The sequence below is a fragment of the Mesorhizobium sp. M1217 genome (genome assembly GCF_040318275.1).
Lineage (GTDB): Bacteria > Pseudomonadota > Alphaproteobacteria > Rhizobiales > Rhizobiaceae > Mesorhizobium.
In genome coordinates this window covers 1-26373 of sequence record NZ_JAMYMA010000036.1, presented here as the reverse complement: position 1 = coordinate 26373, position 26373 = coordinate 1, and the positions used below count along the sequence as shown (strand labels likewise).

Genomic DNA, 26373 nt, shown 5'->3' with positions numbered 1-26373 from the left:
CGATCTTCAGGCCGCCACGCAGCTTGTTGACGACCAGCGTGGCCAGGGCCTCGCCTTCGACGTCTTCCGAGATGATGACCAGCGGCTTCGAGGTCTGCACGACGGCCTCGAGGATCGGCAGCATGGCCTGCAGGTTGGAGAGCTTCTTCTCGTGGAGAAGAATGTAGGCGTCTTCCAGATCCGCAACCATCTTCTCGGCGTTGGTGACGAAGTAGGGCGAGAGATAGCCGCGGTCGAACTGCATGCCTTCAACGACTTCAAGCTCGGTCTCGGCGGTCTTTGCTTCCTCGACGGTGATGACGCCCTCATTGCCGACCTTCTGCATCGCTTCCGCGATCATCGAGCCGACCGACACGTCGCCATTGCCGGCGATGGTGCCGACCTGGGCAACCTCTTCCGAGGTCTTGATCTTCTTGGCGTTCTTGATCAGCGTCGCGACGACGTCGGCGACGGCGAGGTCGATGCCGCGCTTGAGGTCCATCGGGTTCATGCCGGCGGCAACCGACTTGTGGCCTTCCTGGACGATCGACTGTGCCAGAACGGTCGCGGTGGTGGTGCCGTCGCCGGCGATGTCGTTGGTCTTCGAAGCAACTTCGCGGACCATCTGCGCGCCCATGTTTTCGAACTTGTCCTCAAGCTCGATTTCCTTGGCGACGGTGACGCCGTCCTTGGTGATGCGCGGTGCGCCGAACGACTTGTCGATGACGACGTTGCGGCCCTTGGGGCCGAGCGTGACCTTCACCGCGTCGGCGAGGATGTTGACGCCGCGCAGCATGCGCTCACGAGCGTCGCGGGAGAATTTTACGTCTTTGGCAGCCATTTTTTACTCCTGGGCATTTCGCCCGAAATTCAGATTGGATGGTGCGGATGAAAGGCGGCGGCGTGTCAGCCGATGACGCCCATGATGTCCGCTTCCTTCATGATCAGAAGGTCTTCGCCGTTGAGCTTGACTTCGGTGCCCGACCACTTGCCGAACAGGATGCGGTCGCCGGCCTTGACGTCCAGCGGGACGAGCTTGCCGACCTCGTCACGGGCGCCGGAACCGACGGCGATGATCTCGCCTTCCTGCGGCTTTTCCTTCGCCGTATCGGGGATGATGATCCCGCCGGCGGTCTTCGCTTCGGACTCGACGCGGCGAACGACCACGCGGTCATGCAGCGGCCGGAAATTCGACTTTGCCATTTTTGGATTTCCCTGGTGCGGATGTTGAACGGTTCTCCGTTGCCGGAGCGTGTTTAGCACTCACCAGAAGCGAGTGCTAACGCGGCAGTGAGATAGGCCGTAGGCTCCTGCTAGTCAAGACGGAAGAGGGACGGGCGAAGAGCAAACGAGCGTGGAAGCACCGAGCCTTTTACGTGAACGACGTCGGAGATCGGACATGGATGGGGCGGCTCACCATTTGCAACTGAAGGCTTTATTCATTTGGCACGATTGGTGCAGCGAATGATCCGCAAACGTTGCGCGCGACCGATATAATGAGAGGTGAGCGCCATCAGGATTCCTGCGTTAACCGTCCATTCGGTCTTTACGGTGTGGTCGCCGCGCGGGCGCCAGGACTCCGGCCATCCCGATAGTCACCAATCCAATCTGCGGAGAACAGGAGGCAAGATGAGAGCGACAGTCAGCACGAACTCGAATTTGAAATGTTTGGCCAAAGCAACTGCTATCGCCTTGCTCTGGACGGTCACGGCTACGTCGGCGGACGAAGGTATGTGGATGCCGGGCCAGACTGCGGAAGTGGGCGCGGCCATGCGCGCGGATGGGCTCCAGATCGATCCCGCCCAGCTGGGCCGTCTGGACGCTGACCCGCTCAACGCGATCGTATCACTGGGCGGATGCTCCGCCTCGTTCGTCAGTCCACAAGGGCTGGTCGCAACCAATCATCACTGCGTGTTCGAAGCCATCCGATACTACAGCAAGGAGGGCCAGGACTATCTCACAGACGGCTTTCTGACGAAGAGCCCTGGGTGAAGAATTGCCCGCGGCGCCAGGCAGCCGAATCGATGTGATCGAGGACATGCGGGATGTGACCGGCGAAATGCTCAAGGGCGTCTCGGACAAGCTGAATGGGTTTGCCCGCTATGAGCGGCTCGCCACGAACCGCAAGGCCCTGATCGCCGCATGTGAAGGACAGCCCAATCGCCGCTGCGACGTAGGGGCCTATTATAGCGGCGCCTCCTACTATCTCCAGCAGAAGCTCGAAATCGAGGGCGTGCGCCTTGTCTATGCGCCCGCGCTCGGCATCGGTAACGTCGGCGGCGAAACGGACAATTGGATGTGGCCGCGCCACACAGGCGACTTCGGCTCTTATCGCGCCTATGTCGCTCCTGATGGTTCCTCCCGGCCATATGCGCGCGACAATGTGCCTTACCGGCCGAAGAGTTGGCTACCCATAGCCTGTAAAGGCGTCAAGGAAGGCGACCTTGTGATGGTCGCCGGCTTTCCCGGCGCAACCCAGAAGTTCCTGACGGCGGATGAAGTCCGGTTCAACTTCGCGCAATTCGAACCGCGGTTGCAGCGTTCGCTCTCGGATTATGCCGCCCAGATCAACCAGGCAACGGCAGGCAATCGCCAGGCGCAGATCCATCGACCGCCCGCTTCACAAATGGCTCGGCCTAAAACGCATGGGAAAAGCAGAAAAGGCAACAGATCGGCACCAGAATGAATATGGCCGCGCGAACTGACAGACGCGCCAACAATCGGCATCTCGCATGGTCGGTGGCACTGGACGTGGCGCCCACCCTGCTGGCGCGACTCCCCATCAGGTCGTCGGGGTTTCGCAGGCGAAAAAAACTTCCGCGTGTCTCTGCGCGATCCATCCCGCTTGCGCGTGCCTAGTCAACCAAAAAACTGACCATCTGCAAGATCAGGATCAGCAAAAAAAAGCCAAAGGCAGACGCCAAAACAGCGGCCAGCAGGACGATGCGTTGTTTCTTCACCCACAGTTCCCCCGGGAGAGAGTCTAATGATAATCCTTAAAAAAGGCGCCCTGGAACAGGGCGCCTACGCTCATTTGTGCAAGTTTAAAGTTTAGCTTGCCTACTTTATGTAATTAGACGTTTCTTTTATGCAACACTTTTCCAAGTGTTACTTGCACAAATCGAACGTATCGCACATTTGGACGAACTGTAATTCGACAGCGACTTTGACGCACGCGTTTACTGGCGGTATACATCCTTCACCGTTGCCGCAAGGCATTGGCCCAGGCGCGCGGCACCTCCTTCACGACAAAGGTTGAAAGCCCGTCCTCGGGCGTTTCATTTCCAAGATCACTTCGATCCACTCATACGGGCTTCCCGAGCGAGACCGCGGGTTCGGACCGTGCGAATGAATTTCTCGTTATAATCGAATTGATTATAAGGGTATATTTCTACGTTGAGTATAAAGGATGTCAAGCCCGCGCCAGCGGCAATTTTGTCCGGGCGACCGCCGTTTCGTCGAGGACATGGTGGCGGAAGCGATAAAGCTTCGCCGGCCGACCGCCGGTATCAAAAGCACTTTCGCCGGTCTCCTCCACCAGTTCCTGCTGCTCCATCAACCCGCGAAAGTTCTGCTGAAGCGCCCCTGCCGATGTAATCGTCAACGCCGTCCGCGTCAGCGCATTGCCATCGGCGAGAAGCCGACGACATTGTTGATGACGAACGTAACGATCCGCGGCTTCAGACAGGAATGTGCGCTTCGTCCAGATGGATGGAGTGGGCTGGCAGGTTCCGGGCGGCCGCGCCGTTGAGGATGCAGCATCGAGAGCCGCGCTCGCCGAGGAAGACATAGGTCGAGATGCACGCGCCGGAAGTCTTGCTCCATGTCTCCACGAATCCATTGGCAAGGATCCCGGCTTCTTCGCAGTGGTCAGGGTCGAGCGTCGAACCGTGGTAGTTGAGGTTTGCTTCGGTGACGTGGATGCCGTGCAGCTTGCCGGCGCTATTTTTCGCATTGGTCCCGTTGTCCTATTCATCTCACAGAGCCAGTGAGCAGCTTCGCTGGGCTAAATCCCGACGACGAGCGCGCCGCCGCTGAGTCCCGCACCTGCCGCCGCCAGGAGTATTTTCTCGCCCGGCCGAAACGGCTCCGCTTGATTGGCGAGCGACAGTGAGAGCGGGATCGTCGCGGCGGAAGAGTTGCCATATTCGGCGATCGTTTTGACGATCAGGTGATCGGCAACGCCGAGGTTTCGCCCGACCGCATCGAAAATGCGAGCATTGGCCTGATGCGGCACGAACCGGTCGACATCCTGTGGTCGCACTCCGGCAGCGGCTAGCGCGCTTATCGAGCAATCGGTCATCATCTCGACGGCCTTTGCGAACACTTCGCGGCCGTCGGTCATCGTCATTCGGGTTTGCGCGAGGTCGAGGTCACCGTGGAACGGGATGTTGCTTCCTCCTGCGGGAATCTGGATCAGGCCGTATCGCGAGCCGTCCGAATCCACGGAGGCACCGAGAATCCCCCGATCAGTATCCTCGCACGGACCGATCACGACGGCGCCGGCGGCATCGGCAAACAGCACGGCGCTGGCGCGCTCAGAGGGATTGATGCGGCGGCTGAGGATATTGGCGGCGATAACAAGGCTCGCTTTGCCGTGCAGGCGGGTAAACCCGTCCGCAAACATCAGCGCATAGATGAAGCCGGCGCAGGCGCCGGTCAGATCGACAGCGCCGGCGCGGCCCAGCCCCAGCCGATGTGCGACCAGGGGCGCGCTGGGCGGCAGGAGGTGATCGGGCGTCGAGGTGGCAAGCAGCAGCAGACCGATGTCGTTGCGCGCAATGCCGGCGCTGGCCAGCGCCATGGCGCCGGCCTGCGCAGCAAGACCAGACAGCGTGTCTTCGTCCGTTGCCCAGAAGCGCGACCGGATTCCAGTACGCCGCTCGATCCAGCCCGGTTCGAGGCCGAGATTGTTCTCGATTTCGGCATTCGTCACCTTTCGGCCAGGCGCATGATGGCCAAACCCGAGAAGGCGCGACAACCTGCTCATGGGCTCGAACCGAAGCGTTCGCCGGCCTCCTCGATCGCGTCATGGAGCCGATCGAGCTCGTCGCCGGTGACGCAATAGGGCGGCATGAGATAAAGGACATTGCCGAGCGGGCGCACAAGCAGGCCGAGCTCGAGGAAAAAGGCCCGCAGCTTAGGTCCGATCTCGGCCAGATAGCCGGCAGAGCCGGCGCGCAGGTCGAGAGCCAGGATCGTGCCGATCGCGCGGCTGTCGGTGAAGTTGGCATTGTCGCGAAAGCGTCGAAACCCGGCGGCCTGCCTCGCGCTCAGGGTGGCGATCCGCTCGGCCACCGGCTCGTCACGCCAGATCTCGACATTGGCGAGTGCTGCCGCGCAGGCAATCGGATTGGCCGTGTAGGAACTCGAGTGGAAAAACGTCTTCTTGCGATCCGCCGAACAATGAGCATGGAAGATGGCATCGGTGGCAAGCGTGGCGGCCAGCGGGATTGCGCCACCGGTCAGGCCCTTCGAGGTGCACAGCATGTCCGGAGAGATGTTCGCCTGCTCGCAGGCGAACATGCTCCCGGTGCGGCCCCAGCCGGTCATCACCTCGTCGGCGATCAGCAGCGTGCCGGAGGCTTCGGCAATCTTCTTCAATCCGGTCAGAACCGAGGCCGGATACGTCAGCATGCCGCCGGCGCCAAGCACGAGCGGTTCGACGATCAGCGCGGCGGCGCGCCGGTCGCGGCTGACGGCCTCGAATCTGTCCAGCGTTTCCTGCTCGCGGCCGGCGGCCGGGAAGGGAATGGTGTCGACCTCGAACAGCAAGGGTTCGTAGGCGGCGTTGAACACGCCACGGGCACCGACGCTCATCGTGCCGATCGTGTCGCCATGATAGCTGTGCTCCATGACGACGATGCGCGAGCGCGGCGCGCCGATGTTGCGGAAATAGCCGAGCGCCATCTTCAGCGCGACTTCGACGCTGGTCGAGCCGCTGTCGGAATAGAACACCCAGTCGAGTCCGGCGGGAGCGAGCCCGACAAGCGCCTTGGCCAAGCATTCGGCAGGCTCGTGCGTGAAACCTGCGAAGATGATCTGGTCGAGGCTCGAGGCGGTCGTCTCGATCGCCTTTATAATGCGGGGATGGCGGTGGCCATGGGTGACGACCCACCAGGAGGAAATGGCGTCCAGAATGCGCGCGCCATTGGCTTTGTGGAGATACGCGCCTTCAGTCAGGACGATTTCAGGGATCGCCGGCTCGAGCGCGTGCTGGGTGAAGGGATGCCACACACGGGATTGCGGCATCATCCGCCTCCGGCAATCAAAGCGAGGTCGAAGCCGGCAATCATCGCTTGTCTCAGCGTTTTGTCCGTCAGCGGATCGAGGTGCGGCAGCCTGCCGAGTTGCGGCACGTCGCCGAATTCCACGATCGTCCGTTGCGTATCGGTCATCTCATCGCCGATGAAGGCGATGCCAGCCAGCGGGATAGCGCGCGCCCGCAGGGCCTCGATCGACAGCAGGGTGTGATTGATTGTTCCGAGCGCGGTGCGGGCGCACAGAATGACCGGCAACTGCCATTGCTCGAATATGTCGATGAACCTTGTCCGGCGGTTCAGCGGCACCATCAGCCCGCCGGCGCCTTCGATGACGAGCGGTGTCGGCAGGACCGGAAACGAAAGATCGGCAGCCTCGATCGAAACGTCGTCGATTTCGGCCGAACGATGCGGCGAAAGCGGGCTCTTCAAGCAGTAGGCTTCCGGCAGCACGCGCCCCGACGGCAGCCCGGCAAGCCGTGCAACCGCCTCGCTGTCGGTCTCGCCGTCGAGGCCCGATTGCACCGGCTTCCAGTAGAAACCGTCAAGCAGGCCGGCAAGCCCGGCCGAAAACACCGTCTTGCCAATTCCGGTGTCTGTTCCGGTGATGACGATGCGCTTGGTCATGTCGCCTCCGGTCGTGTCGAGGCCAACACCTCGACGAGTGCCTCGACCATGGCGGAAATGTCGGCTTCGCCGATATTGAGCGTCAGTGAGATGCGCAGCCGCGACGTGCCCTCGGGCACGGTCGGCGGACGAATGCCGCGTATGTCGAAGCCGCGGGCCTGCAGGCGCGCCGCCACTGCCATGGTGCGCCTGACATCGCCGATCACCAAGGGCTGGATCTGAGAGCCACTTGGTATCACGCCGCAGCGATCGACCAATTGGCGGCCTGCGAGGGCGACGCGTTCATGCAGCTGAAAACGCCGCATAGGCTCGTCGGCGAGCATTGCGAGCGCTTCGCGCGCCGCGACCGCCATCAGCGGCGATGGCGCGGTGGCGTAGATGAATGGCCGGCAACGGTTGATCAGATACTGGCACAGTGTCCTCGGCCCGGTCACGAGCCCACCAGATGCGCCGAGCGCCTTGCCGCAGGTGTGGAGCGCGACGATGTTGTCGCGGCCCTCGAAAGCGGCGGCCAGCCCCCGGCCGTCCGGTCCCCAGACGCCGGTCGCGTGCGCCTCGTCAATGACGATGAATGCGTTGTGCCGATCGGCAAGCGCGGCCAGGCTCTCCAAAGGCGCGCAGTCGCCATCCATGCTGTATAGGCTTTCCACCGCAATCCAGACGCATCCCATGCCGCCTTCGGCGCGCCAACGCTTGATCGCGTCCTCGACAGCGTTGGCGTCGTTGTGCGCGGCCAGCACGAACTGTGCGCGCCCGGCCTGCGCACCCTCATGCATGCTGGCATGGGCGAGCTCATCGAGGACCAAAAGGTCGCCCTTCTGCGGCAGCGCAGTCAGCAGAGCGAAGTTGGCGATGTAGCCGCTGCCGAAGAACAGCGCGCGGTCGGCTCGAAAGAATGCCGCCGCGTCTGCCTCGAGCTGCTCGTGTTCCGGCGCATTGCCGCGCAACAGCCGCGACCCGGTGGCGCCAACCGGCGTGCCACGCGCAATCGCCGCCGCAACCGCTTCGCCAAGTCTTTTGGAGGCGGCAAGCCCGAGATAGTCGTTCGACGAGAAGTCGCGCCCGGCGCGCGGCTTCAGCGTCCGCAGCCGGTCCTTGCGCGCCAGTCCCTGCAAGGTCGCCTCATAGCGGGCAAGCGGTGCCCCGTTCATTGCGCCTCGAGTTCCATCGGCTCGATGCCAAGGCGCCGGAACAGCAGGGTATCCTTGTCCTCACCGGGATTATCCGCCGTCAGCAGCGTGTCGCCGACGAAGATCGAGTTGGCGCCGGCAAAAAAGCACAGCGCCTGCATCTCGTCGGTCATGGCCGTACGGCCGGCGGAAAGACGGATATGCGATTTCGGCATCATGATGCGCGCCAGCGCGATCACGCGCACGAATTCGATCGGCTCGATGGGCTTGGCGTCGGCAAGCGGGGTGCCGGGGATCGGGATCAGCATATTGATCGGAACGCTTTGCGGATGTTCCGGCAGGTTGGCCAGCGTCACCAGCATGCCGATCCGGTCCACCGGCTCCTCGCCCATGCCGACAATGCCGCCGCAGCAGACCTTGATGCCGGATTGGCGAACGTGCTCGAGCGTCTCGAGCCGCTCGGCAAAGCTCCGCGTGCTGATGATCTCGCTATAGTAGCGTTCCGACGTATCGATGTTGTGGTTGTAAAAGTCGAGACCAGCCTGCTTCAGTCGAGCGGCTTGCTCAAGATCGAGCATGCCGAGCGTCATGCAGGTCTCCATGCCCAGCGCCTTGACGCCTTCGACCATCGCCACCACCGCATCCATGTCGCGCGCCTTGGGGTTTCGCCAGGCCGTGCCCATGCAATAGCGGGTTGCGCCGGCGTCACGCGCCTTGGTCGCCTCGGCGACGACGCGCCCGACCTCCATCAGCTTCGACGCCTTCAGGCCGGTCTCGTGATGCGCTGACTGGCTGCAATAGCCGCAATCCTCCGGGCATCCGCCCGTCTTGATGCTGAGCAGCCGGCTGAGCTGGACCTTGTTGGGATCGAAATTCTGGCGGTGCACGGTTTGCGCGAGGAAGAGGAGATTGTTGAAGGGGGCATCGTGAAGTGCCTGAGCCTTCTCCAGGGTCCACGCTCCAGGGTCAGGGGATTGAGCCTGTGGCGATGTCTGCGTTGGACTGGCTGTTTGCATGTCCATGCTGTTCCTCCGGTTCTGCCTTGCTTTGCTGTCTGATTGACGACGATCGGAAAGGACAGTTGATTCGATCCTGTTCGTTCCTCAGACAATCATGAGCCCCAATAATCGAGGCCGATATCCAGGATCGGCGCGCTGTGGGTCAGTCGGCCGACCGAAATCAGATCGACGCCGGTCGCGGCAATCGCTCGCGCTGTATCGGATGCGATCCCGCCAGAAGCCTCGGTGATAGCACGGCCGCCAACGATTGCGACGGCCCGGCGAAGATCGGCGAGGGACATGTTGTCGAGCAGAACCGCATCGGGAGCGAAGCCAAGTACCTCCTCCAACTGGGCCAGCGTATCGACCTCGACTTCGATCTTGACGAGATGACCGGCCCGTCTTCGTGCTCGCTCGAGCGCCGGGCGAACGCCGCCTGCGATGGCGATGTGGTTGTCCTTGATCAGAATTGCGTCGTCGAGGCCGAAACGGTGATTGGATCCGCCACCCGCGCGCACCGCATACTTTTCGACTGCCCTCAATCCGGGCGTAGTCTTGCGCGTGCAGACGATCTTCGCGCCATATCCACGAACCGCAGCGACGATCGATGCCGTTGCTGTAGCGATGCCGCTCAGATGACACAAAAAATTGAGTGCCGTCCGTTCGGCTGTGAGAATGCCCCGGGCAGGGCCAACCACTGATGCAATGACCTCTCCATCCATGACATTGGAGCCGTCTGCCCGCTCCACCGAGATTTCGACATCAGGATCAATCAAGCGGAAAGCGAGCATCGCCAGATCGAGGCCGGCGACAACTCCGGACTGGCGCGCCGCCAGCACGGTTCCCGCTTGGTGTTCCTTCGGGACGATGGCCTCCGTGGTCAAGTCGCCGGCTCTGCCAAGGTCTTCAAGAAGAGCTGCCCTTACAAGCGGCTCAAGCATGATCGTGGGAAGCGGTGAGAACGTCATCACTTTGCCCCTTCGAGGCTTGGCGAGTGTCCGAGTTCCCGCGCAGCGGCCAAGGCGGCTTCGAGGGTGATTTCGGACCGTCGGGCGACAGTCGCATGATGAGGAAAGTCTGTCCGGTAATGAGCGCCGCGGCTTTCTTCGCGCAACAGGGCGGCAACCGCGATCATTAGCCCGACAGCCGCCGGATCCGAGGCCGCGTCCTTGCTTTCGGCGAGCGGCAACAAGGCATATGCGGCTGCTTTCAAACCTTCACCATCCCGGACGATGCCGAGTGCGCGCGACAGGAAAACACGCACGGGTGTCGGCGCGGGCGATGGGTAAACGTCCGCAAACGCAGGCTTTGTTCTGCGAGCAGGCGTTCCGGCGACACTTTCAGCGACCCAGCGCGCGCACACGACGGCCTCGGTCAAGGAATTGCTGGCGAGCCTGTTGGCGCCATGCAGTCCTGTCGAAGCGACTTCGCCGCAGGCCCACAGCCCCTTGACGGAGGTCCTACCGGAGCCGTCCACGGCAACGCCACCCATGTGGTAGTGTTGGGCCGGACGAATGGGGATGAGATCGCGCGCGGGATTGATGCCGGCTCCACGACAGGCTGATGCGATTGTCGGGAAGTGTCGAGCAAATTCCGGGCCAGGCCGTTGCCGCGCGTCTAGAAAAACACGGTGGCCGTTGGCAAGATGGTCCCAGACGGCGCGCGCCAAGACATCACGAGGCGCAAGTTCCGCCCCTGGCACGCTCTGGAGAAAAGCCTGGCCGGTTTCGTCGATCAGGGCAGCACCTTCGCCGCGGACGGCCTCGCTGACCAGCACCATAGGGCGTTCCGGGCCGTCAAGCGCGGTCGGGTGGAACTGGATGAACTCGAGGTCGGCAAGGACAGCTCCAGCGCGGGCCGCAAGCGCCAGGCCCTGTCCGCAACTGCCCCAAGGATTGGTGGTGTCGAGAAACAGTCCCCCGATCCCACCGGTGGCGAGGACGACCCGCCGTGAGCCGAAGAAGACAGGTCCTATCGAACCGCTCGCCCAGACGCCTCGGATCGCATTCTCTCGCACCGCCAGCCGGCGCGCTTCCACGCCCTCCACGACAACAATCGACGGAGTGGAACGCACAGCCGCGATCAGGGCACGCATGATCTCACGCCCGGTGCCGTCACCATGCGCATGAACGATGCGACGTCGGCTGTGTGCGGCCTCCAATCCGAGGCACAGTGATCCTTTCGACGTACGGTCGAAGGGAACCCCAAAGCCCGCAAGCCCCTCTATCGCCTTGGGCGCGGCTTGGAGGATGCGGCTCGCCACGTCTCTGTCGCAGAGACCATCCCCGGCGGCAAGCGTATCGGCCAGGTGCAGTTCCGGATCGTCGTCTTCGCCGAAAGTTGCAGCCAGACCACCCTGTGCCCACGTGCTCGAATTGTCAGCTCCCAGCAGCGTCCTGGACAGAAGCAGCACCGGCTCCGGCGCCAGTTGAAGCGCCGTCATCAGTCCGGCGATGCCGCCGCCGATGATGATGGGCCGCCCGAAGAAGCTGCGGACATCGGCGCTCAAATTGCCAGCATCCGTTCGACCGCAAGCCGCGCGCGCCCGGCGATCCCGGGTTCGATGGTTACGATATGGTGGTTCTGCTCGAGCGCCATGCGGATGTTGGCAAGCGTGATCCGCTTCATGTGCGGGCACAAATTGCAGGGCCGGATGAACTCGACCTCTGGGTGCGCTAACGCGACGTTGTCGCTCATCGAACATTCCGTCATCAGCACGACACGTGCCGGCCTTTGCCTTTCGACATAGTCGGACATGGCAGCGGTCGAGCCGGAAAAATCTGCTTCAGCCACGACGTCGGGCGGGCATTCGGGATGCGCGAGCACGATCACGCCGGGATGGCTTTCGCGCAACTCGCGGATGTCGGCCGGTGTAAAGCGCTCATGCACCTCGCAATGCCCTTTCCAGGCGATGATCTGCACATCGGTCTGGGCGGCGATATTCTGGGCCAGATATTCGTCCGGCAACATGATCACCTGGGGAACGCCAAGGGATTGGACGACCGCCTTGGCGTTGCCGGATGTACAGCAGATATCCGACTCGGCTTTCACTTCGGCCGACGTGTTGACATAAGTGATGATCGGCACGCCGGGATAACGCTGGCGCATCAAGCGCACGTCTTCTGCCGTGATCGATTCCGCCAACGAACAGCCTGCCCGCAGGTCGGGAATGAGCACCGTCTTTTGCGGATTGAGCAGCTTGGCCGTTTCGGCCATGAAATGTACGCCGGCCAGTACGATGACTTGCGCCTCGATCGTCGCAGCCGCGCGGGCCAGTGCCAAGCTGTCGCCGACGATGTCGGCCACGCAATGGAAGATCTCGGGGGTCTGATAGTTGTGCGCCAGGATGATGGCGTTGCGCTCGCGCTTCAGTGCAAGGATCGCCTCGATATCCTCGACGAAAGCCGGCCATTCGATCGGCGGGATCACTCGTCGGACGCGCTCGTAGAGAAACGCGGTCGCAGGCAGCATGGCGCTCATCGACCCCTCCAGCTTATACTCTAGTTGAAAATAACCAGCATATACTTGCTGTGAGTATAAGCGATGTCAACCCCGCGCCAGCGGCAATTTTGTCCCGGCGATGACCCTCTCGTCGAGAACGGCGTGGCGGAACCGGTAAAGCTTCGCTGGCCGGCCGCCGGTCTCCGCGGTTGCCTCTCCGGTCTCTTCGACCAGCTCCTGCTGCTCGATCAGCCGGCGAAAGTTCGGCTTACGCACGAGCCTGCCGGCAAGCGCCTCCACGGTTCGCTGCAGCTGCAAAAGCGTGAAGACCGGCGGCATCAGCTCAAAGACGACCGGCCGGTATTTGATCTTGGAGCGCAGCCGCGCAATGCCGGTCGCCACGATGCGGCGATGATCGGCGACCATAGACTTGCTGGGCACCAGCGGAGGCAGCGTCGCGTCCCGTCCGCTTCCGGCCTCTTGGACCAGGCCTGCTTCGTAGACCAACTCATAGCGTTGAAGCGTGAGTTCCTCGTTCCAAAGGCGGTCGTCGAAGCCGAAGGCTATCGTCGCCCGCTGCCAGCGTTCACGTCGCGTGGCCGCGTCGCTGACGCCGTCTGCCCATTCAATCAGGCGCGGTCGCAGAACGTCCAGCACGACCGGAGGCGTGCCGGAGCGGTGGTCCTCCCATGGAAAATATTCATACCAGCTCTGCCAGCCGCACTTGGGCGAGCCAGCTGCCTGTTCCTTGCGGGTCAATGCGAGATAGCTGATGGAGATGACGCGCTGCTGGCGCTCGGCGCCGATGCGATCCCGATCCGCGAAGGTGTAGAGTTGCTCAATATACCCCAGCGGATGGCCGGTCTGCTGCTCGACCCACCCCCTCAAACCGGATTGCAGCGATCGGTGCTCAAGCGCAAATGGTCCGGAGGGCAGGGTGTCCGCCTGGCCGATGGTGAGTACACAGGGTTCACTGTCGTTTACGGCGACGACAAAGGCGATCAGGTCCACTTTGACTTCGTCCGCCCTGACGGCGGCTCTGTCTTTCCTGGGTCCTTTTGCCTGATCGTCCATGTTCGCGAAAGTGGTTGGCCAGCTCGGGGGCGCCTGAATCGATTTAAGTGTAAGCGCGCCTGTCCGCACGTCAACACCGCACAGCTGCACGGCCATTTTTAGCTCTTCGCACTTGCACAAAAATGTGGCAAACGCGACACCCGCGGTTGGTAACGTTGGGGAAGGAGGGTCCATTGAGTGCGTTTGGTGACACCAAGGCGATCACACCGCCGGATATTCGTTCGCGCAAAGGTGGGACGCCGCTCGTCTGCCTTACCGCCTACACGACGCCAGTCGCCCGGCTTGTCGAGCCCCATTGCGATGTGGTGCTGGTCGGCGACAGCGTCGGCATGGTTCTCCACGGCCTGCCCTCGACGCTCGGTGTGACGCTGGAGATGATGATCACGCACGGCCAGGCCGTGCGCCGTGGCCTCGAGCAGGCGCTGATGGTCGTCGACCTGCCGTTCGGTTCCTTCGAGGAAAGCCCCGAGCAGGCTTTCCGCAATGCCGCGCGCGTCATGGCCGAGACCGGCTGCGCGGCCGTCAAGCTCGAAGGCGGCGAAACGATGGCAGAGACGATCCGCTTCCTCGCCGCGCGCGGCGTGCCGGTCATGGCCCATGTCGGCTTGACGCCGCAGGCGATCAACACCATCGGTGGCTACCGCGTGCAGGGCAGAGGCGGGGATGCCGAGCGCATCAGGCGCGACGCGCTTGCGGTGAGCGAAGCGGGCGCCTTTGCGGTCGTGCTGGAGAAGGTTCCCGAGGCGCTCGCCCGCCGGATCACCGGGGAGGTGGCGACCCCGACCATTGGCATCGGTGCCTCGGCAGCCTGTGACGGCCAGATTCTCGTCGTCGACGACATGCTGGGCCTCTTCGGCGACTTCCGGCCCAAATTCGTCAAGCGCTATGCTGAACTGGGGGAGGCCGCTGCGGCTGCGATCGCGGCCTATGCGCGGGAAGTGAAGGAGCGCCAGTTTCCGGCCGCCGAGCACGTGTTTGCCGATGCGCCCAAGCCCGCCGACGGGGACGCCACCAAGAGCGGAGAAGCAGCGTGAGCGTGCCGATTGTCAGGAGCGTTGCCCAGCTTCGCCAAATCGTCGCCGCATGGCGCCGCGAGGGCGTGAGGATTGCCGTGGTGCCAACGATGGGCGTCCTGCATGAGGGCCATCTCAGCCTGGTGCGCGCGGCACTCGAGAAGGCCGACCGGGTGATCGTGACGCTCTTCGTCAACCCGAAGCAATTCAACAGCGAGGCCGATCTCGCCGCGTATCCGAGCACCGAGGACGAGGATGCCGCCAAGCTGGCACCGCTTGGCGCGCACCTGCTTTATGCGCCGGACGCAGAGGAGATGTATCCGGCGGCCTTCGCCACGACCGTTTCGGTGTCCGGTGTCAGCGAGGGCCTGTGCGGTGCCTTCCGGCCGGGACATTTCGATGGCGTGGCGACCGTCGTCGCCAAGCTCTTCCTGCAGACCAGCGCTGACTTCGGCTTCTTTGGCGAAAAGGACTTTCAGCAGCTTCAGCTAGTCAGGCGTATGGCCCGGGACCTGGATATTCCAATCACCATTGTTCCTTGTCCGACAGTCCGCGAAGCCGACGGTCTTGCACTATCATCGCGCAATGTCCGGCTCTCGCCAGCAGAGCGTGCTGTTGCCCCCGAGCTATCATCGGTCTTGCTCGAGACGGCTGAGTGGCTTGCCCGCGGCTCGCCCGTCCTGCCAACGCTTGCCGAAGCGCGCGCAGCAATTCTGGCTGGGGGCTATCGCGAGGTCGAATACCTGGAACTTCGCGACGAGGCAGATCTGCGACCCATGACAAGCCTTGACCGACCTGCACGCTTGCTTGTCGCGGCCTGGCTCGGCGGCACACGGCTCATAGACAACGTCAGAATATCAGGGGTTTCAACAGATTAACGGGGTTCTCGGCACGCGCTGTATCCGTCCGGGATCGTTTAAAACAAGGTCTCTGCCTGGCATCGAGCGATCACGGAGGTTACGCAAAGCGCAAATGCATCGCGTGTTTGAGAACTTCGTCGAGCAACTGTCTGCAAGTGTTGATGCTGCCGATCTCCGTGAGGCAATGGCATCCGCTGCAGCCGGGTTCGATTTTCCGCTATTCGCCTATTTCACTTACCCGTCGGCCTCCGGCGACGCCCCGCAATTGATCTCAAACTATCCTTCATCCTGGACATCACGTTATCTGCAACAGCGGTACCACAGTCTTGATCCGGTCATCCTGCGCGGGCTGCAAGGCTGGGATACGTTCGATTGGGGTGTGGATCGCGCTCGGCACTGTCTGCCGAATTCGCAGCAACAAATTCTGGAGAGTGCGGCTGAGTTTGGCATCCGCGGCGGCCTGACGATATCCATGCATGATCATTGCGGCCGGTTTGCTGCCCTGACCTTTGCTTCCGACGAGTCCCGCCCGCCTCTGTTGCGGTCACTGACACGTTACGAAAAAGCATTGCAGCTGGTGGCCATCAACTTTCATATCCATGTCCGGCGCAGGCTCGCCGACGATCGCGTGGTGGATGGTGTAACGCTCACCCCGCGGGAGTTCGAGTGCCTGAAATGGGCGGCGCGCGGCAAGTCGGCTTGGGTTATCAGCCAGCTTCTCGGCGTCTCAAAGCGCACCGTGACCTTTCATCTGGAAAACGCCAAGGCAAAGCTTGGCGTTCGAACGATCAACCAGGCCGTTGCACGACTGGCTGCCTCCGGCCAGGCGAGATCCTGATTCGTCGGCCACGATAGCTGTAAACCTCTACAGGCTGCATCGCTGCCGGCTTTGCCCTTCGATGGCGGGAACACATCCCGCACGGAGGCAACCATGATGCAGCTGATAACACCAGACCTTTACGACGAGTTCGCAAGCGAGCTCAAAGAGATGCACGGGCTCAGGTTTCGGGTGTTCAAGGAAAGGCTCGATTGGGAAGTTGATACCGAAGACCAGATGGAAACAGACCCGTTTGATGGTCTGAAGCCTGTCTATCTGCTCCTCAAGGGATCCGACTGGCGAATTCGCGGTTGCGTGCGTCTTTTGCCCAGCACCGGACCCACAATGTTGCGCGACACGTTCCCGGTGCTGCTGGGTGCTGACGTCGTGCCCTCGACCTCCGACATATGGGAGAGCAGTCGTTTCGCGCTCGATCTTCCTCCGTCGGCGCCCAAGGCAGCGGGCGGACTGGCCCAGGCAACCTACGAGCTCTTCGCGGGCATGATCGAGTTCGGCTTGGCCAAGGATCTGACCCGGATAGTAGCGGTGACGGACACGCGCATGGAACGGATCCTTCGCCTCGCGACGTGGCCATTGTCGCGCATCGGACAACCCAAGTCCGTCGGCAAAACGGAGGCGGTGGCCGGGTTTCTCGAGATTTCCCGCGCGAGCCTTTTGCGCATCCGCAGCAGGGGACGTCTGAGCGGACCGGTACTGTGGCAACCGGTTCTAGGCCCGTCGGCATTGTGGACACCTGAGCCGTGAAGGATGCTGGTCTGCCCAAGGAAGCGACGGTCGGTCTTGTATGCTGGCCGGACTGGCGTCGTCACGAAGCTTACCACTACGCCAGACGATTGCCACGCACTGCCTGGGCCTGGGAGTTTCTTCGGCGCAATCCACAATTCCAGCGCGACCACGCCAAAATGGCACCGTCCGCCTGCATTGTCGGAGCCCAGGCCGACCTGAACATAATCGAGTTGACGACAGGATCATCTTTCCTAAGACACTGGAGCCTCCTTTTTCGCGGACGCGCCACAGTGGGACGCTACGTCGGCAAGGGTCTTTTGGGATCCGCGCGACTGCGCCCGTATTCTACGAGCGGCCGCGGAGCTGGTTGGGCTCGACCACGATTTTGAACCGCTTGATCTTTCGTCGCTCTCATGCTGCAAGGACATCCTGCTGACACCTGCCGGCGTGCAGCACGTGCTGCTGAGGGAGGACTGCCGGAGTCTGCAGATCGCCCTTTCCGGTGCATCCGTTCTCCGCCCGTTGCGGCTATATGTCGACGCGATCGTGCAGCCGCAGCACCTGAAGTTCCATGTCGCTGCCCTTCAGTTCCTGAACGACATCAGTGGTTGCGGCCGCCTGGCAGCTGCTTGCTTTCCGCCGGAACCCCGCGGAGCGCGTCTGCGTATCGTGCTCCAGGCTTTGGATGGCTCGCTTGCGGGAGCATCTCATCAGGAGATCGCCATTGCCCTGTTCGGGAGACGCCGTGTCGAAGAAGATTGGTCTCATCCAGGTAGCCATCTTCGCGATCAGGTGCGTCGCGCCATCCAACGTGGCCGCTACCTGATGGGCGGTGGCTATAGACAGTTCCTGATGTAATTCGGGTGACAGCTCGGTGATTGTCTTATCCGAAAACGCGCAGGCATCAATCTCCATTTCTCACTGCTATTGTGCCTTGTACAAGACGTGACACGCGCCTAGTTCTTCCGCAGCGGGAATCGGGTTTGAGTAATACGGACGAAGCACTGAGAACCAACGTTTTCGTGATAGTGCATTCATGCCCCGAGAATCCTGATGACGTTACGAACCCCGACAAAGCCGGCGCTGACTGAAACGGTCGCTGAACGTGCTCTGTGGCCTGTGCCGCCTGACTCTCGGTTTCGGCCATGCCGACCAACAGCGTATTGACAGGCCATCGCGGGCTAAACTCTACCGGCGAAAGCCGCGTCAACAGCGGCAGGCATTAAACTTGATCGGCGGCGACGATGATTATGATCAACGTGACGAACACGTGAATCATGCCGACGGCGCCGACGCTGCCGATGATGATGATGCCGATCATGCGTCGCTGATGCTGCCTAACTACAGTGCTTGTGATCATGCCGATCACCGCGTGATCACGAGCGGCGGCGCTTCGTGTCAGGTGCGTAGCCGGGATGGTCGCGCATGGCCGATTGTTCCTTCGTGCCGCGGGGTGTGGGCTTGCGTTCGGTCATGAGGGCGTCAGGCCCAACGAGAAGTTTAGATCAGGGGCTCATCCATGGGGTGGATGATAGTTATCCCTACAATCAATTGTACCAATATTACCGAATACTACTACAAGATCCCCAATGAAAGCGGCCGGATGGGTATCCGTCTCGCGTGGGCTGAAGCTGCCGGCAAGAATGGGAAGACGAACATGTGCGGGATTGTTGGCATCGTTGGGCAACAGCCGGTGTCGGATCGGTTGGTCGACGCATTGAAGCGTTTGGAATATCGCGGCTATGATTCCGCCGGCGTTGCGACGATCACCGAAGGTGCCTTGCACCGCCGGCGCGCCGAGGGCAAGCTCGTCAATCTCGAGAGGAGACTGAAGGAAGAGCCGCTGAGCGGCAACATCGGCATCGGCCACACGCGTTGGGCAACCCATGGGGCCTCGACGGAACGCAATGCGCACCCGCACTTTACCGACGGTGTCGCCGTCGTCCATAACGGGATCATCGAGAATTTCACCGAGCTGAAGGACGAATTGGCGGCGGCTGGCGCCGAGTTCCAGACCGACACCGACACCGAGGTCATCGCGCATCTCTTGGCAAGACACCGCCGGGAGGGCATGAGGCGGCAAGAGGCGATGCGTGCCATGCTGAAACGCGTCAGGGGCGCCTATGCGCTTGCCGTCCTCTTCGAAGATGATCCGTCGACCATCATGGCGGCGCGCAACGGACCACCGCTGGCGATCGGTCACGGCGACGGCGAGATGTTCCTGGGCTCCGACGCGATCGCGCTTGCTCCCTTCACCAATGAAATTACCTATCTCATCGAGGGCGACTGGGCCATTGTCGGCAATTCGGGCGCCCATATCTTCGATTTCGACGGCCATCCCGTCGAGCGTCCGCGCCATACCTCCACGGCCGCGGCCGATCTGGCCAACAAGGGCAACCATCGCCACTTCATGGAGAAGGAAATCTACGAGCAGCCCGAAGTCCTCGCCCATGCTCTCCGTCACTATAGCAACATCATAGAGAATCGCGCCGACATGGTTTCTGGCATCGATTTCGCCAGGATCCCGAGCTTGGCGATCTCGGCCTGCGGGACCGCCTATCTCGCCGGACTGATCGGAAAATACTGGTTCGAGCGCTATGCGCGCCTGACGGTTGAAATCGACGTTGCGTCCGAATTCCGTTACCGCGAGATCCCGTTGTCGCCGCACTCGGCGGCTCTTTTCATTTCGCAGTCCGGCGAAACCGCCGATACGCTCGCATCGTTGAGGTACTGCAAGGAGCGTGGGCTGAAAATTGGCGCTATCGTCAATGCCTGCGAATCGACCATCGCTCGGGAGGCCGATGCGGTCTTCCCGATCCTTGCCGGACCGGAGATTGGCGTCGCCTCCACCAAGGCGTTTACCTGCCAGCTTGCGGTTCTAGCCGCACTCGCCATCGGCGCCGCCAGAGCCCGCGGGACCGTAACCGAAGACGAGCTGCAGGCGCTCGTCAGGAGCCTCGCCGAAGTGCCGCGCGTCATGGGCCAGGTACTCAACAGCATCCAGCCGGAGATCGAGTTCCTGTCGCGCGAACTGTCAAAGTGTCGTGACGTCCTGTATCTCGGCCGTGGCACCAGTTTCCCGCTAGCCATGGAAGGTGCGCTGAAGCTCAAGGAGATTTCCTACATCCATGCCGAGGGCTATGCGGCGGGTGAATTGAAGCACGGTCCGATCGCATTGATCGACGACAACATGCCAGTGATCGTCATCGCGCCCCATGATCGCTTTTTCGACAAGACCGTCTCCAACATGCAGGAAGTGGCTGCCCGTGGAGGGCGGATTATCCTCATCACCGATGAAAAAGGGGCAGCCGCATCGAAACTCAACACCATGCACACGCTCGTGTTGCCGGCTGTCGACGAGATTATCGCGCCGATGATCTTCTCGCTGCCGATACAGCTTCTTGCCTACCACACGGCGCTCTTCATGGGCACAGACGTAGACCAGCCGCGCAATCTCGCAAAATCGGTCACGGTCGAGTGATTGTGAACCTTTATAGGTGGCGATGCTTGTCCATTTTCGCTGCATCGGCGGTGGAAATTGGTCGAAGGTATCAGCGTCCGCGAGGCTGGGTGGACGGTGCCGCGAATAGCCACTGGAGGCGTCAGTGAGAGTTCGAGTTGCTGTTCAAGAAAGCCATCGGGGAGAATGAGTCGTGTAGGATCGCAGGTCGAATGCGCTACAGCCGATCAGGCCATCTCATGGCGGGCAGGTTCTTAGAACTTGATCAAAAGCAGGTGAGCCGCCATATTCCGACCCGGCTGCCAATTTCAAGTGGCCCATTCCATGGATGAGGCCGGTCCGGCCGAATGGACGTCCATTTTTTTGATTTGCTGGGTGTGCGCCAGGGTCGGGGAGGAAATCTCCCGATTTGTCAGGCGCTCCCATCTTCTTGGAGATGTTTATGAAGGATTCGCGCATTCCCGAGCCAGTCTTGACGGCTATGTCGCAGGGGACCCACATCATCCGCGCTTATCGTGAGCACCTTGGGTATTCAATCGAGGACCTCGCGGTCGCGTGCGGGCTTGCCGCTCAGGAAATCCAAAACATCGAGCGGGGTCTAAAGTACAATAAGGGCTATCGGAATCGGATAGCGAGATCGCTGTCCATACCTGTGGGAATTCTTGAGGCAGAGTCGGACATATCGGACGCCGCCTGATCAGTCGGATAATCTGCAATGGGTGGAAGACCGCTCTTGTGATGTGACGTTTGCGGCTGATAGTCGTTGCTTGATTCCGTTGTACGCGAATGCCTTCTGGCGCAGTACCGCCAAGAGAATTCTCGTCCACTGTCCGAGTCAGGAACTGCACGCGGGCTCGCCGAACAGGAAGTTGGAACGCTTCGTCATGCTGTCTTAGGCGATATAGCCGCCCGGAGTGCTGCGACACGTGCACGATAGCATTGGCTCGCGAGGATGGATTGCTAACGGCGAACCCATGCTGGTCGGCAAGGTGATACTGGCTGGAGCATCAACTCGGCCCGAGAGTGGCCCCCCATCCTAAGCAGGATCGGCCGACATGGCCGGCATCGCGAGCCGCTCTGAAAAGAGCACAGCGGGCATCCAGACGCTGCCGGGTTGACTATGGGTGTCGGAACCGCAAAAAGGGGCCGCTCTTCATGAGTGGCGTGCGCCGGCAGTCTAACCCCAAGCCCCCCGCCAGGCTGCCGGCGCGCTTCTAGCCGCCTTGATGCACACGATAAGCTTTTGACGGCCTGAAGCGACGTTGTGGTCGCCGTTGCGGTGCTTTTCCACGCGCCTCGTCAGGCGCCGGGATTGCTCCGTCGTGATGGCAGGCGGGGGTTTGCAGGTTGCGGTCGACGGGTTCGTTTCGGGGCGTCTGCCCCCATCGTTATGTCGCGAGTTGGGGGATGCGATCGAGGACGATGCGCAGGATGCGCTGGTCGGGGCACGATGTCGGCAGGTGCAGGCGGATTTGCGATTTCATCTCGACCACCCGCGCAGCGATTTTGATGAGGCGCAATCGCAGCGTGTCGAATTGGGCGAACGGCAAAGCTCGAGCGCCTCGGCATCGCGGCCCGCAAGCCCCACATCAACCAGTAAGCACCGGCATGCAGGAATAGCCGGAACTGGTTGGCCGTCGCTCTGGTGCAGGATGTGCGGTCGGCGGCAAGATGCGTCTTCCACGACTTGATGTGGTTCTCGGCCGCGCCGCGCCGGCAGTAGACATCCTCGTAGAGCGCCTTGGCCTTCCCACCGGCAAGGTTGGTGACGACGAAGCGGATATCGCCACCTTGGGCGCCGACCTCGACCCGCGCGATGATGCGCTCGACGCGGCTCCAACTAGCGGCGCCGTCAATGAACTCCTTGAACCTGCGGACCTTGCCTGTCTTGGCCGACGCTTCGAAGCGCGCCGTCGTGCTGGCCTCCAGATCCGCGACATGCTTGCGCAGGGTCGTGGTGGGCGCGAGGCCAAAGATGAAGTCGACGTCGTTGGCGCGGCACCAGTCGATGACCTGCGGGTTGCAATAATGGCTATCGCCGCGGAGCAGGATTCGAATGTTCGGCCAGTTGATCCGGATCGCCCGCACCAGACGGCGCAGGTGGGGGCGGATCTCAGCCCCACTCGGCCGCTTGGCCGGTCCCAGGATCGCGCTGACGAACCGTCCCGCACCATCGAACACGACGATCGGCTGGAAGCCGTACTCGTCATGGTGGGCATTGAACAGGCGAAGCTGTTGGCCTCCGTGCACAGCGTCGAAGGTGTCGTCAATGTCGAGTACGATCCGCTTCGGCACCTGCCGGAACGAGGCGCAATAGAGATCGACCATCGCCCGTCCCATCGCGACCAGCTCCCGCACGCCGGGTAGGTTCTCCAGCCGGCACAGCGTCGATTGCGACGCCAGATCCCGACCCGACGGCAGCGCATCCTGGGCCATCTTGAAGACCGGATCGCGGCGCAGCCGGTTGGCGTCGTTGCCGTCCTCGTAGCCGGCGGCGATCATCTTCATGCGAAAGCCGATCATGTCCGCCAGGCTGTGGACGACCTGGTCCGGGCAGCGCGGATCGTCGATGCAACGCGCCAGACGCTCGGCCACCCGCAACCGCTTTTCCACCTCGGCCAAGGCCAGAACGCCGCTGTTGGACGACAGCATGCCGCCGTCGAAACGGGCGACGACGGACTTGCCGCCGACTGATGACAAACCGCTCAGCGGCAGCGCAAGATCGTTCATGGTGGGTGTGGTCTCCGGGAAATGGTTCGGATCGGCTTAGGCAACCAAATCCTACGCCATTTCAACGGCTTGCGCCACATCCACCAACCCCCATGAATTTGGCTAGGTTGATGCGGCGTGCCGCCGCCGTGAGGCCGCGCTCGCTCAGCAGCGCGTCGAGAACGACGAGAAGATTCAGATCGAGCCCTTTGAAACGCATGTCTTAGCTATCCATAGCGTGGATGCATTTGATTGAAACAAACGATTTTACCAATTTTCCGGAATGTCGCATGGACTTGGCAGGACCTCACGTGCGCCGATCACTGCCTCTATCGCGTGGCGAGTCCCTTGAGAAGAGCCCGAAAGAGGAAATCTGTCGCGTGCGGTGGAGATTGTACTGGGAATGAGAGGCAGCGCTCCGATCATGTCGAACTCTCCGACGAATGGCGGACCGGTACAATAGTTGATCGCAACTGGTCCGGAGCTATGAAACATCTCGATTACATATGAGGTGCCGAGTGAATACGCTGACAGCACCCACCGTCGCAGCGTTTAGCTGACGTTTGACGACGGTTCCTATCCATTTACACGCAGATTCTTGATGTGCTGGCGCAAAAGCGGGAGGCCGGCGACTTTTCTTCGTCATCGGGCTGACGCCGCAGAAGCCGGAACTCGTCCGGTTCCTATGGGCATTGGGCTTGGTCGGTCGCACAGGCTCTATGAGGGGCAATTTTAGCAACGCGACGCGACTCGGGTTTTGAACGACGCCGAAAACGCAAGCTGGAAAGGAACAAGATGGCAGATCAACTCGCCAACGAAATAATCGCCATTATCAAGAAGCGCGCCGCGTCGGAGGGCGGCATAGCGCCTGCCACAGGCGGCGAGATAACGGCTGCCACGGGACTGACTTCGCTCGGTATCGATTCACTGGGATTGGCGGACGTTCTCTGGGACCTGGAGCAGGCCTACGGCATCCAGATCGAGATGAATACGGCCGAGGCATGGTCGGATCTCCAGAATGTTGGGGACATGGTGGAAGCCGTGCGCAGCTTGCTCGCTAAGGGGGTGTGAATGGACAGGCGCGTCGTGATTACTGGGATTGGCGGTATTTGCGGGCTTGGGACCAACGCCGCCGCCATTTGGACAGAGATGCGAGAAGGCCGCTCCGCCATCGGCCCAATCGTCAACTCCGAGCTCCATGAATTGAGGGTCAGGATCGGTGCCGAGATCAACGCGCTGCCGGAGCATGACATCGACGGCAAGCAACTCATCTCCATGGACCGCTTCAGCCTGCTCGCTGTGCTTGCGGCGCGCGAAGCCATGCGTCAGGCCGGACTTTCCTCCAAAGAGGGAAATAGCTATCGCTTCGGTGCGACGGTGGGCGTTGGTGGCTGCGGGTGGGATGCGATCGAGCAAACCTACCGCGCCATCCTTCTGGGCGGTAAGCGTGCCGCTCTCTTGACTGTACCCAAGGCGATGCCGGGTGCCGCTGCCGGCCAGGTCAGCATGAGTCTTGGTCTGCGCGGGCCGGTGTTCGGCGTCACGTCCGCCTGTTCCTCGGCAAACCATGCGATTGCCTGCGCGGTGGACCAGATCAGGCTCGGCCGGGCCGACGTGATGCTTGCCGGCGGCAGCGAAGCGCCGCTCATATGGGGTGTGCTGAAGGCATGGGAAGCGATCCGCGTGCTTTCGCCCGATACTTGCCGGCCATTCTCGGCCGATCGCCAGGGCCTGTCGCTTGGTGAAGGCGCCGGCATGGCGGTGCTGGAAAGCTACGAGCATGCCCTGGCTCGGGGCGCCACCATCCTTGCCGAAATTGCCGGTGCCGGCCTTTCCGCCGATGCGTCCGACATCGTCGCGCCGACTGTCGAGGGGCCGGAGGCAGCAATGCGGGCCTGCCTTGCCGATGCCAGGCTGGACGCCGAGGATGTCGACTATCTCAACGCGCACGGCACCGGCACCAAGGCCAACGACCAGATCGAGACGGCGGCGATCAAGCGCGTCTTCGGTCAGCACGCCTTCTCAATGTCCATTTCTTCTACCAAGTCCATGCACGCGCATTGCCTCGGCGCGTCCGGCGCGCTCGAGTTGATCGCCTGCGTGATGGCTATCCGCGAGAGCGTCGTGCCGCCGACTGCCAATTATCGTGAGCTGGACCCCGATTGCGATCTCGACGTCACGCCCAATGTGGCACGCGAGCGCAAGGTGCGCGTGGCACTGAGCAACTCCTTCGCCTTTGGCGGCACGAACGCGGTTCTGGCGTTCAGGCAGGTGTAGAAGCCATGAGAGATGCCTCCGGCAACATTATCTCTCGCATCCAGATGCTTGCCGGATAACTATTGTGAAGGGCGGGTCATTGACCGCCTCGGCGAATGCGGGAAGTGGCAGCGGAAGCTCGACGATCCGGGGGTATCGTCTTTGCGAAATTCTTAACTGTTGAAGCGGCTTGGACGTACCGCCGCCCCGTAAAAGATAAGCGAGGCCCTGCGGGCTCGGCTTGAGGGTCTGAAGCTGTACACGACAATGTCTGGAAGCCGCAGGGTCGGCTCTGCGCCCGTTATAGTCGCCTGAGTGCTGCCGGCCCGGCCGCGCCGCGGGCGCCGTCAACGAACTCCTTGAACCTGCGGACCTTGCCTGTCTTGGCCGACGCTTCGAAGCGCGCCGTCGTGCTGGCCTCCAGATCCGCGACATGCTTGCGCAGGGTCGTGGTGGGCGCGAGGCCAAAGATGAAGTCGACGTCGTTGGCGCGGCACCAGTCGATGACCTGCGGGTTGCAATAATGGCTATCGCCGCGGAGCAGGATTCGAATGTTCGGCCAGTTGATCCGGATCGCCCGCACCAGACGGCGCAGGTGGGGGCGGATCTCAGCCCCACTCGGCTGCTTGGCCGGTCGCAGGATCGCGCTGACGAACCGTCCCGCACCATCGAACACGACGATCGGCTGGAAGCCGTACTCGTCATGGTGGGCATTGAACAGGCGAAGCTGTTGGCCTCCGTGCACAGCGTCGAAGGTGTCGTCAATGTCGAGTACGATCCGCTTCGGCACCTGCCGGAACGAGGCGCAATAGAGATCGACCATCGCCCGTCCCATCGCGACCAGCTCCCGCACGCCGGGTAGGTTCTCCAGCCGGCACAGCGTCGATTGCGACGCCAGATCCCGACCCGACGGCAGCGCATCCTGGGCCATCTTGAAGACCGGATCGCGGCGCAGCCGGTTGGCGTCGTTGCCGTCCTCGTAGCCGGCGGCGATCATCTTCA

23 protein-coding genes and 6 pseudogenes are annotated in these 26373 nt (G+C 61.8%); 12 read left to right on the top strand and 17 right to left on the bottom strand.

Annotated features, from left to right (window positions below):
• Both groEL and groES read right to left on the bottom strand, forming a co-directional pair.
• A partial coding sequence (gene groEL, locus NKH37_RS33175) for a chaperonin GroEL (protein ID WP_353042486.1) occupies window positions 1-820 on the bottom strand: 820 nt, incomplete at its 3' end.
• A 65-nt stretch (window positions 821-885) separates the two neighbouring features.
• The gene (gene groES, locus NKH37_RS33170) at window positions 886-1182 is read right to left on the bottom strand and encodes a co-chaperone GroES (RefSeq protein WP_352458515.1); all 297 of its coding nucleotides are present in this window, start codon (window positions 1180-1182) and stop codon (window positions 886-888) included.
• Between the two features lie 426 nt (window positions 1183-1608).
• Between groES and NKH37_RS33165 the strand changes: the two genes are divergently transcribed.
• Window positions 1609-1971, top strand: coding sequence for a S46 family peptidase (locus NKH37_RS33165; RefSeq protein WP_353042484.1), 363 nt, complete (start codon window positions 1609-1611; stop codon window positions 1969-1971).
• 46 nt (window positions 1972-2017) lie between these two features.
• Window positions 2018-2665 (top strand): S46 family peptidase, encoded by a 648-nt coding sequence (locus tag NKH37_RS33160; RefSeq protein WP_353042482.1) that lies wholly within the window; start codon window positions 2018-2020, stop codon window positions 2663-2665.
• A 726-nt stretch (window positions 2666-3391) separates the two neighbouring features.
• Here the strand turns inward: NKH37_RS33160 and NKH37_RS34145 are convergent.
• The 11 genes and pseudogenes from NKH37_RS34145 to NKH37_RS33110 form a co-directional block, all read right to left on the bottom strand.
• Window positions 3392-3556: pseudogene (locus tag NKH37_RS34145) on the bottom strand (NrtR DNA-binding winged helix domain-containing protein); the annotation flags it as partial.
• Between the two features lie 71 nt (window positions 3557-3627).
• Window positions 3628-3911: pseudogene (locus tag NKH37_RS33155) on the bottom strand (aspartate 1-decarboxylase); the annotation flags it as partial.
• Window positions 3912-3985: 74 nt separating this feature from the next.
• A complete protein-coding gene (gene bioZ / locus NKH37_RS33150; RefSeq protein ID WP_353024579.1) occupies window positions 3986-4969 on the bottom strand; it encodes a 3-oxopimeloyl-[acyl-carrier-protein] synthase BioZ in 984 nt (327 codons plus the stop codon).
• On the bottom strand, window positions 4966-6231 hold the full coding sequence (locus tag NKH37_RS33145) for an adenosylmethionine--8-amino-7-oxononanoate transaminase (protein WP_353042479.1): 1266 nt from the start codon (window positions 6229-6231) through the stop codon (window positions 4966-4968). Before NKH37_RS33145 ends, bioZ begins: the two co-directional genes overlap by 4 nt.
• Window positions 6231-6866, bottom strand: coding sequence for a dethiobiotin synthase (bioD, locus tag NKH37_RS33140; RefSeq protein ID WP_353042477.1), 636 nt, complete (start codon window positions 6864-6866; stop codon window positions 6231-6233). Before bioD ends, NKH37_RS33145 begins: the two co-directional genes overlap by 1 nt.
• On the bottom strand, window positions 6863-8017 hold the full coding sequence (locus tag NKH37_RS33135) for an 8-amino-7-oxononanoate synthase (RefSeq protein ID WP_353042475.1): 1155 nt from the start codon (window positions 8015-8017) through the stop codon (window positions 6863-6865). Before NKH37_RS33135 ends, bioD begins: the two co-directional genes overlap by 4 nt.
• Window positions 8014-9012, bottom strand: coding sequence for a biotin synthase BioB (gene bioB / locus NKH37_RS33130; RefSeq protein ID WP_352618364.1), 999 nt, complete (start codon window positions 9010-9012; stop codon window positions 8014-8016). The genes NKH37_RS33135 and bioB overlap by 4 nt, the downstream gene beginning before the upstream one ends.
• Before the next feature lie 95 nt (window positions 9013-9107).
• Window positions 9108-9962, bottom strand: coding sequence for a carboxylating nicotinate-nucleotide diphosphorylase (gene nadC / locus NKH37_RS33125; RefSeq protein WP_352518027.1), 855 nt, complete (start codon window positions 9960-9962; stop codon window positions 9108-9110).
• Window positions 9962-11503, bottom strand: coding sequence for an L-aspartate oxidase (locus NKH37_RS33120; protein ID WP_353042473.1), 1542 nt, complete (start codon window positions 11501-11503; stop codon window positions 9962-9964). Before NKH37_RS33120 ends, nadC begins: the two co-directional genes overlap by 1 nt.
• Window positions 11500-12474, bottom strand: a complete 975-nt coding sequence (gene nadA / locus NKH37_RS33115) for a quinolinate synthase NadA (protein ID WP_353042471.1) — start codon at window positions 12472-12474, stop codon at window positions 11500-11502. Before nadA ends, NKH37_RS33120 begins: the two co-directional genes overlap by 4 nt.
• A 66-nt stretch (window positions 12475-12540) precedes the next feature.
• On the bottom strand, window positions 12541-13509 hold the full coding sequence (locus NKH37_RS33110) for an NUDIX hydrolase (RefSeq protein ID WP_353042488.1): 969 nt from the start codon (window positions 13507-13509) through the stop codon (window positions 12541-12543).
• A 173-nt stretch (window positions 13510-13682) separates the two neighbouring features.
• Between NKH37_RS33110 and panB the strand changes: the two genes are divergently transcribed.
• The 8 genes from panB to NKH37_RS33070 all read left to right on the top strand — a co-directional run bounded on the left by panB (window position 13683) and on the right by NKH37_RS33070 (window position 21103).
• Window positions 13683-14543, top strand: a complete 861-nt coding sequence (gene panB / locus NKH37_RS33105) for a 3-methyl-2-oxobutanoate hydroxymethyltransferase (protein ID WP_353042469.1) — start codon at window positions 13683-13685, stop codon at window positions 14541-14543.
• The gene (gene panC / locus NKH37_RS33100; RefSeq protein ID WP_353042467.1) at window positions 14540-15400 is read left to right on the top strand and encodes a pantoate--beta-alanine ligase; all 861 of its coding nucleotides are present in this window, start codon (window positions 14540-14542) and stop codon (window positions 15398-15400) included. Before panB ends, panC begins: the two co-directional genes overlap by 4 nt.
• A gap of 94 nt (window positions 15401-15494) precedes the next feature.
• Window positions 15495-16220, top strand: coding sequence for a LuxR family transcriptional regulator (locus NKH37_RS33095; protein WP_353042465.1), 726 nt, complete (start codon window positions 15495-15497; stop codon window positions 16218-16220).
• Between the two features lie 93 nt (window positions 16221-16313).
• Window positions 16314-16964, top strand: a complete 651-nt coding sequence (locus NKH37_RS33090; RefSeq protein ID WP_353042463.1) for an acyl-homoserine-lactone synthase — start codon at window positions 16314-16316, stop codon at window positions 16962-16964.
• Window positions 16961-17335: a transcriptional regulator domain-containing protein gene (locus NKH37_RS33085; RefSeq protein WP_352474703.1), complete on the top strand. Its 375-nt coding sequence runs from the start codon at window positions 16961-16963 to the stop codon at window positions 17333-17335. Before NKH37_RS33090 ends, NKH37_RS33085 begins: the two co-directional genes overlap by 4 nt.
• A gap of 58 nt (window positions 17336-17393) precedes the next feature.
• Window positions 17394-17804 (top strand): DUF2285 domain-containing protein, encoded by a 411-nt coding sequence (locus NKH37_RS33080; RefSeq protein ID WP_352618332.1) that lies wholly within the window; start codon window positions 17394-17396, stop codon window positions 17802-17804.
• A gap of 799 nt (window positions 17805-18603) precedes the next feature.
• Window positions 18604-20427, top strand: a complete 1824-nt coding sequence (gene glmS / locus NKH37_RS33075) for a glutamine--fructose-6-phosphate transaminase (isomerizing) (protein ID WP_353042461.1) — start codon at window positions 18604-18606, stop codon at window positions 20425-20427.
• 415 nt (window positions 20428-20842) lie between these two features.
• On the top strand, window positions 20843-21103 hold the full coding sequence (locus tag NKH37_RS33070) for a helix-turn-helix domain-containing protein (RefSeq protein WP_352496595.1): 261 nt from the start codon (window positions 20843-20845) through the stop codon (window positions 21101-21103).
• Window positions 21104-21794: 691 nt separating this feature from the next.
• Here NKH37_RS33070 and NKH37_RS33065 read toward each other — a convergent pair.
• A pseudogene (locus NKH37_RS33065) lies at window positions 21795-23136 on the bottom strand (IS1380 family transposase).
• A 97-nt stretch (window positions 23137-23233) separates the two neighbouring features.
• Window positions 23234-23335: pseudogene (locus NKH37_RS33060) on the bottom strand (LysR family transcriptional regulator); the annotation flags it as partial.
• A gap of 575 nt (window positions 23336-23910) precedes the next feature.
• Here NKH37_RS33060 and NKH37_RS33055 point away from each other — a divergent pair.
• On the top strand, window positions 23911-24186 hold the full coding sequence (locus NKH37_RS33055; protein WP_352458906.1) for an acyl carrier protein: 276 nt from the start codon (window positions 23911-23913) through the stop codon (window positions 24184-24186).
• On the top strand, window positions 24187-25392 hold the full coding sequence (locus NKH37_RS33050; RefSeq protein ID WP_353042459.1) for a beta-ketoacyl-[acyl-carrier-protein] synthase family protein: 1206 nt from the start codon (window positions 24187-24189) through the stop codon (window positions 25390-25392).
• On the opposite strand, the pseudogene NKH37_RS33045 reads toward NKH37_RS33050, so the two are convergent.
• Together NKH37_RS33045 and NKH37_RS33040 are read right to left on the bottom strand one after the other, a co-directional pair.
• Window positions 25379-25597: pseudogene (locus NKH37_RS33045) on the bottom strand (LysR family transcriptional regulator); the annotation flags it as partial. The gene NKH37_RS33050 and the pseudogene NKH37_RS33045 overlap by 14 nt on opposite strands.
• 114 nt (window positions 25598-25711) lie before the next feature.
• Window positions 25712-26373 (bottom strand): annotated as a pseudogene (locus NKH37_RS33040) (IS1380 family transposase); the annotation flags it as partial.

Coding starts and splice junctions, on each gene's coding strand:
- groES (WP_352458515.1), bottom strand. CDS start 1,182: ATGGCAAAGTCGAATTTCCGGCCGCTGCATGACCGCGTGGTCGTTCGC.
- NKH37_RS33165 (WP_353042484.1), top strand. CDS start 1,609: ATGAGAGCGACAGTCAGCACGAACTCGAATTTGAAATGTTTGGCCAAA.
- NKH37_RS33160 (WP_353042482.1), top strand. CDS start 2,018: ATGCGGGATGTGACCGGCGAAATGCTCAAGGGCGTCTCGGACAAGCTG.
- bioZ (WP_353024579.1), bottom strand. CDS start 4,969: ATGAGCAGGTTGTCGCGCCTTCTCGGGTTTGGCCATCATGCGCCTGGC.
- NKH37_RS33145 (WP_353042479.1), bottom strand. CDS start 6,231: ATGCCGCAATCCCGTGTGTGGCATCCCTTCACCCAGCACGCGCTCGAG.
- bioD (WP_353042477.1), bottom strand. CDS start 6,866: ATGACCAAGCGCATCGTCATCACCGGAACAGACACCGGAATTGGCAAG.
- NKH37_RS33135 (WP_353042475.1), bottom strand. CDS start 8,017: ATGAACGGGGCACCGCTTGCCCGCTATGAGGCGACCTTGCAGGGACTG.
- bioB (WP_352618364.1), bottom strand. CDS start 9,012: ATGCAAACAGCCAGTCCAACGCAGACATCGCCACAGGCTCAATCCCCT.
- nadC (WP_352518027.1), bottom strand. CDS start 9,962: ATGACGTTCTCACCGCTTCCCACGATCATGCTTGAGCCGCTTGTAAGG.
- nadA (WP_353042471.1), bottom strand. CDS start 12,474: ATGAGCGCCATGCTGCCTGCGACCGCGTTTCTCTACGAGCGCGTCCGA.
- NKH37_RS33110 (WP_353042488.1), bottom strand. CDS start 13,509: ATGGACGATCAGGCAAAAGGACCCAGGAAAGACAGAGCCGCCGTCAGG.
- NKH37_RS33095 (WP_353042465.1), top strand. CDS start 15,495: ATGCATCGCGTGTTTGAGAACTTCGTCGAGCAACTGTCTGCAAGTGTT.
- NKH37_RS33090 (WP_353042463.1), top strand. CDS start 16,314: ATGATGCAGCTGATAACACCAGACCTTTACGACGAGTTCGCAAGCGAG.
- glmS (WP_353042461.1), top strand. CDS start 18,604: ATGTGCGGGATTGTTGGCATCGTTGGGCAACAGCCGGTGTCGGATCGG.
- NKH37_RS33070 (WP_352496595.1), top strand. CDS start 20,843: ATGTTTATGAAGGATTCGCGCATTCCCGAGCCAGTCTTGACGGCTATG.
- NKH37_RS33055 (WP_352458906.1), top strand. CDS start 23,911: ATGGCAGATCAACTCGCCAACGAAATAATCGCCATTATCAAGAAGCGC.
- NKH37_RS33050 (WP_353042459.1), top strand. CDS start 24,187: ATGGACAGGCGCGTCGTGATTACTGGGATTGGCGGTATTTGCGGGCTT.